Source organism: Gordonia sp. NPDC003585, from assembly GCF_040610755.1.
Classification (GTDB): domain Bacteria; phylum Actinomycetota; class Actinomycetes; order Mycobacteriales; family Mycobacteriaceae; genus Gordonia.
Genome location: NZ_JBEXMX010000011.1, coordinates 74,537 through 81,484, shown reverse-complemented (window position 1 = coordinate 81,484; position 6,948 = coordinate 74,537). Strand labels below are relative to the sequence as shown.

Annotated in this window: 9 protein-coding genes and 1 pseudogene; 2 read left to right on the top strand and 8 right to left on the bottom strand. The window is 66.7% G+C overall.

Annotated features, from left to right (window positions below; genetic code table 11):
- From ABZW74_RS04770 to ABZW74_RS04760, 3 genes and pseudogenes are all read right to left on the bottom strand, one after another.
- Positions 1-245 (bottom strand): annotated as a pseudogene (locus tag ABZW74_RS04770) (nicotinate-nucleotide diphosphorylase (carboxylating)); the annotation flags it as partial.
- On the bottom strand, positions 238-1,299 hold the full coding sequence (nadA, locus tag ABZW74_RS04765) for a quinolinate synthase NadA (protein ID WP_240855892.1): 1,062 nt from the start codon (positions 1,297-1,299) through the stop codon (positions 238-240). The gene nadA and the pseudogene ABZW74_RS04770, both read right to left, overlap by 8 nt.
- A 785-nt stretch (positions 1,300-2,084) precedes the next feature.
- The gene (locus tag ABZW74_RS04760) at positions 2,085-2,345 is read right to left on the bottom strand and encodes a helix-turn-helix transcriptional regulator (RefSeq protein WP_240855894.1); all 261 of its coding nucleotides are present in this window, start codon (positions 2,343-2,345) and stop codon (positions 2,085-2,087) included.
- Positions 2,346-2,428: 83 nt separating this feature from the next.
- Here ABZW74_RS04760 and map point away from each other — a divergent pair, with 83 nt between their 5' ends.
- Both map and ABZW74_RS04750 read left to right on the top strand, forming a co-directional pair.
- Positions 2,429-3,190 carry a type I methionyl aminopeptidase gene (map, locus tag ABZW74_RS04755; RefSeq protein ID WP_240855896.1) on the top strand — a complete coding sequence of 254 codons (762 nt, stop codon included), beginning with the start codon at positions 2,429-2,431 and terminating at the stop codon, positions 3,188-3,190.
- A gap of 38 nt (positions 3,191-3,228) precedes the next feature.
- Positions 3,229-3,942: an NUDIX domain-containing protein gene (locus tag ABZW74_RS04750; RefSeq protein WP_240855897.1), complete on the top strand. Its 714-nt coding sequence runs from the start codon at positions 3,229-3,231 to the stop codon at positions 3,940-3,942.
- 43 nt (positions 3,943-3,985) lie between these two features.
- On the opposite strand, the gene ABZW74_RS04745 is transcribed toward ABZW74_RS04750, so the two are convergent.
- The 5 genes from ABZW74_RS04745 to bioD are packed head-to-tail and all read right to left on the bottom strand — an operon-like array spanning position 3,986 to position 6,945.
- Positions 3,986-4,204 (bottom strand): hypothetical protein, encoded by a 219-nt coding sequence (locus tag ABZW74_RS04745; RefSeq protein WP_355274405.1) that lies wholly within the window; start codon positions 4,202-4,204, stop codon positions 3,986-3,988.
- An 11-nt stretch (positions 4,205-4,215) separates the two neighbouring features.
- Positions 4,216-4,875, bottom strand: coding sequence for a DUF2567 domain-containing protein (locus ABZW74_RS04740; RefSeq protein WP_355274402.1), 660 nt, complete (start codon positions 4,873-4,875; stop codon positions 4,216-4,218).
- Positions 4,876-4,877: 2 nt separating this feature from the next.
- Positions 4,878-5,117, bottom strand: coding sequence for a hypothetical protein (locus ABZW74_RS04735; RefSeq protein ID WP_240856037.1), 240 nt, complete (start codon positions 5,115-5,117; stop codon positions 4,878-4,880).
- Positions 5,118-5,161: 44 nt separating this feature from the next.
- Positions 5,162-6,199: a biotin synthase BioB gene (gene bioB, locus ABZW74_RS04730; protein WP_355274399.1), complete on the bottom strand. Its 1,038-nt coding sequence runs from the start codon at positions 6,197-6,199 to the stop codon at positions 5,162-5,164.
- On the bottom strand, positions 6,196-6,945 hold the full coding sequence (gene bioD, locus ABZW74_RS04725; protein ID WP_355274396.1) for a dethiobiotin synthase: 750 nt from the start codon (positions 6,943-6,945) through the stop codon (positions 6,196-6,198). The genes bioB and bioD overlap by 4 nt, the downstream gene beginning before the upstream one ends.
- Positions 6,946-6,948: the final 3 nt, after the last annotated feature.

Sequence of the window (6,948 nt, the reverse complement as noted above, 5' to 3'; positions counted from 1 at the left end):
GGGACAATCACCACGTCGAAGACGGCCATGACCACCAGCACTCCCGCGAACACACCTTCGCCGCCGCTCACGAAGGCGCCGTCGGTCACCGCATCGGCGGGCACCGTGGCGGCCGATGTGACGTCGGGTCCGTAGCGGAGATCCTCGTCGAGCGCGGTGCGGATCAGCGCCCGGACCTCGTCGGTGATCGGAAGGTCGAGGGTGTCGCCGGCGACGGCCTGGCCGACGAAACCGACCTCACTCACCGGAGCCGGGGTTGCCGATCGCGATCATCCGCTCGACGCTGCGTCGTGCGCGTTCGGCGACGTCGTCGGCGACGAATACCTCGTCGCGACCCTCGCGAAGCGCACGCAGCAGAGCGGCCGGCGTGATCATCTTCATGTAGGGGCACGACGCGCGGTCGTTGACGGCCTGGAAGTCGATGCCGGGCGCGGCCTTACGCAACTGATGCAGCATGCCGACCTCGGTCGCCACCAGGACCTGCTTGGCGCCTGTCTCGCGTGCAGCGTCGATCATGCCGCCGGTGGAGAGGATCTTGACCCGGTTGTCGGGCACCGCGCCTTCGCCGGCAAGGTAGAGAGCCGATGTGGCGCAACCGCATTCGGGGTGGATGAACAGGTCGGCGTCGGGGTGGCTGGCGGCCTGCTCGGTGAGTTCGTCACCGTTGATGCCCGCGTGCACGTGGCACTCGCCGGCCCAGATGTGGATGTTGTCGCGGCCGGTCTCGCGCTTGACGTGGGCGCCGAGGAACTGATCCGGCAGGAAGAGCACGTCACGGTCGGGGTCGATCGAGGCGACCACGTCGACGGCGTTCGACGACGTGCAGCAGATGTCGGTGAGTCCCTTCACCTCGGCCGTCGTGTTCACATACGACACGACGACGGCGTCGGGGAACTCGGCCTTCCACTCGCGCAGGTCGTCGGCGGTGATCGAGTCGGCCAGCGAGCAACCGGCCCGCGCGTCGGGGATGAGGACGCGCTTGTCGGGGCTCAGGATCTTGGCGGTCTCGGCCATGAAGTGCACACCGCAGAACACGATCTCGTCGGAGTCGACCTCGGCGGCGATGCGCGACAGTGCAAGCGAGTCACCGACGTGGTCGGCGACGTCCTGGATGGCGGGCAGTTCGTAGTTGTGCGCGAGCAACGTGGCGTTGCGTGCCCGAGCGAGTCGTCGGACCTCGTCGGCCCACTCCTGGGTTGGCTCCACGCCGGCATAGCCGGCCGGGGTGTCGTACCACTGCGCGTCCAACAGTCCCGGGGTGCTGGTCAGCCCGGCCGGGCGGTCGCTGATGATGCTCATTGCCACTCCTGTCGCCTGCCCCGGATTCCGGGGCGGGTTCCCGGTACACGGTCCGCATCCCGGGAGGTTTTCGACTGGTGATCGAAAACGCTGTTCATCGTAACACTCGCCACACTTGGGCCATTCCCGGCAACCGCGGCGGTCGTGCAAATCGGGAGACGTACGGCCGCGTCGCGCAGAAACCGCGGGTGTGGCCAGAAACCGCTGGTGCCCCTCGGGTTTCTGACCAGACACGCGGTTTCTGAATCGCGACAACCAGTGCCGAGTTGGAGAACGCGAGTGCTGCAGCACTCGCGTTCTCCAACTCAACTCGAGTTCTCGCAGCTCGACGCGCGAAGTGACCAGACACAAGCCCAGGCCGCACCCGACCTGGTGCCGGCCGAGCATTTCCCCAGGTCACGACGTTGGTCACCCTAACTCTTCGAGTCAGCGTTTCTCCGTCGGCGTTGCCGACGATCGTGGAGGCGGGAAGGTTTGGAGGTTGGGCCGGTGGCCAGGATCGGGCCCCTGACGGTGGTCCTCCGGGTATATCCCGGAAGCGGACGCTGACGGGCCCGATCTCAGTCACCGATTGCCGGTCGCCACATTCCGCCGACGGCGACGCCAGGAACATACGCCCACAAAAAGTCGGGGAAGAAACTTCGTCCCCGACCCTTGGTGTCTTCCCCCCGAAATTTGTAGGGGACGACCGTGAACCTCGGGGAAGAAACTTCTTCCCCTAGAGATTTTGCGGGCACAGTATCGTGTTTCCCCAGGTCAGAAGGCGGGTCACTGAACTCTTCGGATCAGACAGCTGCCGCGCGATCCCCGTCGAGGACGCGAGCGAGATCGTCCAGCGAGGCGTCGAGAGCCCGAGCGAGAGCGGCGATGGTCGCGAACGCGGGTGTCGGCATCCGACCGGCCTCGATCTTGCGAAGTGTCTCCGGCGAGATGCCGGCCGCCGCAGCGACCCCGCTCAATCCTCGATCACCGCGCAGTTCTCGCAATCGGGCGCCAAGTCGTCGGCCGGCAGCCTTCTGTTCAGGCGTCAGCGGATTGCGAACCATGACCACAACGTAGTCGGTCTGGTATATAAATACCAAGCAGTGTCGGTATTTTTATACCGCGCCATCGTCGAGAAAGGAACCACATGGTCGAGCTGAAATCCCGCGACGAGGTCGCCGCCATGGGCGTGACCGGTTCCTTCATCTCCGACCTGCTCAGCGACCTGGTCGCAAAGGCCGACGTCGGCGTCAACCTGCTCGACCTCGAGCATCGCGCGCGCGACCTGATCCGCGACCGCGGCGCGGTGTCCTGCTATTGGGACTACGCACCGTCCTTCGGCCGCGGCCCGTTTCGCAACGTCATCTGTCTGTCGGTGAACGACGCCGTGCTCCACGGCTTGCCGCACGATCACGAACTACGCGACGGCGACCTCCTGTGCATGGACATCGCCGTGTCCATCGACGGATGGGTCGCCGATTCGGCACGCAGCGTGATCGTCGGAACCCCGCGACCCGAGGATCAACGGCTCATCGACGCGACGGAGCAGGCACTGACCGCGGCCATCGACCATGCCCGCGCCGGAAATCGCCTCGGCGACATCTCCGCCGCGATCGGAGCAGTTGCGGCGTCGCATGGGTACCGGGTGAACAACCAGTTCGGCGGACACGGTCTGGGTCGGACGATGCATGAGGATCCACACGTCGCCAACACCGGGCGAGGCGGGCGAGGAATGCGGCTGCGCCCGGGTCTCACCCTTGCGCTCGAGCCGTGGTTCACCTTGGGTACCGATCGCATCACTTACGACCCCGACGGCTGGACCATCCGCTCGGCCGACGGCTCACGCGGCGCCCACAGTGAACACACCATCGCCATCACCGACGGCGACGCGCTGGTCCTCACGCGCTGACGCTCATCTGACGACCGGTCACCCCTACAATCGACGCCATGTCCGCCGAGGGATCCGATTCGTCAGCCGGCGACGGATCCGTGGGGCTTCGCGTCGAAGTGCTCAGTGTTGTCTTTCAGGTCCGCGAGACGCAGCCGGACACCGCGCCGGCGCTCTGCGTGCTCCTGACGAAATCCTCCGACGCCTGGGCCCTGCCCGGCGGCGACGTCGGTGCCGCGGAGACGCTCTCGGAGAGTGCGCGACGACTGCTCGCCGACAAGATGGACGTCCGCAAGGTCGCCCACCTCGAGCAGCTGTCGGTGTTCTCCGATCCTCACCGAGTACCCGGGATCCGGACGATTGCCTCGACATATATCGGGCTGGTCCCCACCGACGCACCCGCTCGTCTCCCGGCAGAGGCCGCCTGGCACGAGGTCGACGCACTACCATCGCTGGCCTACGACCACGCCGACATCATCGCGGCGGGCCGCCATCGCGTGGCTGCCAAGCTGTCGTACACCAACATCGCCTTCGCGCTCGCACCGGCCCGCTTCCCGATGTCAGAACTGTCAGAGATCTACTGTGCAGCACTGGGTTACGCCGTGGACACGACAAACCTGCTGCGCATCCTGAGTCGACGGGCCGTGGTGGTGTCGACCGGCACCGTCGGCAAGACCGGCCGCACCGGCGGACGCCCTCCGGCACTGTATGCGTTCGCCGACAACGAATTACGCGTCACCGACGAGTTCGCGACGCTACGTCCGCCGATGTGACCCGTCGTCGAACGTCCGCCGAGTGATACCGAAGCACAGCGAATCACGCAGTCGTCGTCGTCACCAGGACGCGTCCCTCGGTCGCGGCCATCGCACGGTTGAGGACATCCCGCGACTCGTCGATCGTGTTCGGACCCCAAGCGGTGAACTCCACCACGCGCGGATCGGAACCGATGACATGCACAGCGTCGAGGTCGTCGAAGGCGAAGTCGGTCAGGCGAACCCGGGGTCCGCGCGCATGGACGATCTCAGTGGTCGGCATGCACGCGGATGCTACCGAGGCCCGCGCGTCGGATCACCCGGATTTCCCGAGGGACCGATCGCGTCCTGTGGGCCGGTGGGCTGTGCATAGGCGACCCGATCATTCGTCGCGTCGGCTGCGATGTATTCGTGTCGTCGGTCATCGAGATCCCCGACACCCAGATCGGCTGTGCGCGAGGAGAGTACGCAAACGAGGTAGACCAGGGTGAGCGCAAACGGCGCGCAGATCAGCAATGTCCACGGCTCGGCGGCGCCATGTGCGGTACCGCCACGCAGCCACAACCGCGGAACGAGTTCGACGGTGTCCCCCAGCGCAATTCCGGTCCGATCGCCGTATAGCCAATCGGTGATCCACATCCCGACCTCGATGGCCAACGCCGACCCGCCGATGGTGGCCGCCAGTACCGCGCCATAGCCCAGCAGTCCGCGCCATGTCCGTGCGACGAACCAGGCGACCAGTGCCGCGATCAGCCCGTACACGGCCATCGTCAGGCCGAAGACGGCCACACCGCTGAACGCCTTGGCCGTCTGCTCGGCGGGGAGGGTGAAGCCTCCGTCGACGCGTGTCGCGGTGACGGTGGGCGTGATGGCCGCCCACGTTGCACCCGCGACCGCACCTAGCAGGACCACGACACCGACGACGGCGAGCAGAACCCCCAAAGGTCGGCGCACCCTCACCGTCGGCCCAGTTCGGTGGAATCGACGACCCCGTGCCGAGAACAGCGCGCATGCCAGCCGTCGGGCCGTACCTGAACGACCATGCGCCGACCGCACTGACCGCAGAACCGCGGTGGTTCCAGGCCCAGGCGGGCCGCAGGTGGGATCGCGTCGGGCGACTGCAGTTCCAGCTCGAGTCCGGTGTACACGCCGTAGCGGCATGGCTCGGCAAGCGGGCCGGGGACGGTGTCGATCATGTCGGGCACGCCTTCGATGGTGTCACGCACGCGGTGGCGGCGTGTCAGATGGTGTCGTTGAGGGTCTTGATCGGCATCGACAAGTCGGTCAGCAGATCGAGATCGTCTTCGGCAGGGCGACCGAGAGTGGTCAGGTAGTTACCGACGATGACGGCGTTGATGCCGCCGAGGATGCCCTGCTTGGCGCCGAGGTCACCAAGGGTGATCTCACGGCCACCCGCGAACCGCAGAATGGTCCGCGGCAACGCCAACCGGAACGCGGCAACCGACTTCAGCGCCTCGGAGGCGGGCAGCACGTCGAGGTCGCCGAACGGGGTTCCCGGACGCGGGTTGAGGAAGTTGAGCGGCACCTCGTCGGGCTCGAGAGTGGCGAGATCGGCGGCGAACTCGGCGCGCTGCTCGAGGCTCTCCCCCATGCCGAGGATGCCGCCGCAGCAGACCTCCATGCCGGCCTCGCGCACCATCCGCAGCGTGTCCCAGCGCTCCTCCCAGGTATGGGTGGTGACGACGTTCGGGAAGTGACTGCGCGCGGTCTCCAGGTTGTGGTTGTACCGATGCACACCCATGTCGCGGAGCTGGTCGACCTGTTCCTGGGTGAGCATGCCGAGGCTGCAGGCGATCTGGATGTCGACCTCGTTGCGGATGGCCTCGATACCCGCCGCAACCTGGCTCAGCAGGCGCTTGTCGGGACCACGGACCGCGGCCACGATGCAGAATTCGGTGGCACCGGTCTTCGCGGTCTGCTTGGCCGCCTCCACCAGTGACGGGATGTCGATCCATGCACTACGGACCGGCGAAGCGAACAGGCCCGACTGCGAGCAGAAGTGGCAATCCTCCGGGCAGCCACCGGTTTTCAGCGAGATGATGCCCTCGACCTCGACCTCCGGCCCACACCACTGCATGCGCACGTCGTGCGCGAGCTGCAGCAGTTCGGTGAGTCGTTCGTCGGGAAGCCGAAGTACGCGCAGGACCTGATCCTGGTCGAGCCCCTCGCCTCGTTCGAGAACCTGCTCACGCGCGATGGCGAGAATGTCGTCGGAATCGCGAACGCGGGTGTCGGCGGCGACGGTTGCCTGGGTCACGAAAGCACTCCTTGCTTGATGTTGTTCAAAGTTTGGCCAGATTGCGACAATTCGGTGCGCAGCCACTGGGCGTCCAGCCATCCGGGTGCGGCCGCACGGAAGTGCGTGGCGTCCAGCGCGCTTGCGCCGGAAGGGATCACGCCGACGACCGGTACGCCGGTCAGGCGCGGCAGATCGTCGCGATTGCAGCGCATCGCGAGATCGGGATCGGCCGGCCACCATCCGATCACCAGACCGGCCGGTCGCAGGCCGCGCGCCCGAAGGGCATCGACGGTGAGTTCGGCGTGATTGAGCGCCCCGAGGCCGGGCTGCACCACCACGACGACGCCTGCCTGCGTATCCGCGGCGACGTCGGCGATCGTCAACGACGGTGCGAGACGGACCATCACGCCGCCGGCACCCTCGACGAGAGTCAACTCGTGGGTCATGGTGAGGGCATCGACGGCCGCCGCGATGTCGGCGCGGTCGACGCTCGGCAACCCGGCGCGACGGGCCGCGGTTTCCGGGGCCAGCGGTTCGGGATACCGCGCACATTCGACGGTGGTGAGGTGACCCGCGAGGGCGACGATCGTCGCGAGGTCGCCGGCCTCACCGGGAGCCACACCAGTCTGGACCGGCTTGCAGACTGCGACATCGGCGCCGAGAGCTTGCGCCGAAACAGCCAGCGCCGCAGTGACAATCGTCTTTCCGACGTCGGTCGAGGTTCCGGTCACCGCGAGGACGGCTCCGCTGGTCGGTGAGCTCATCGG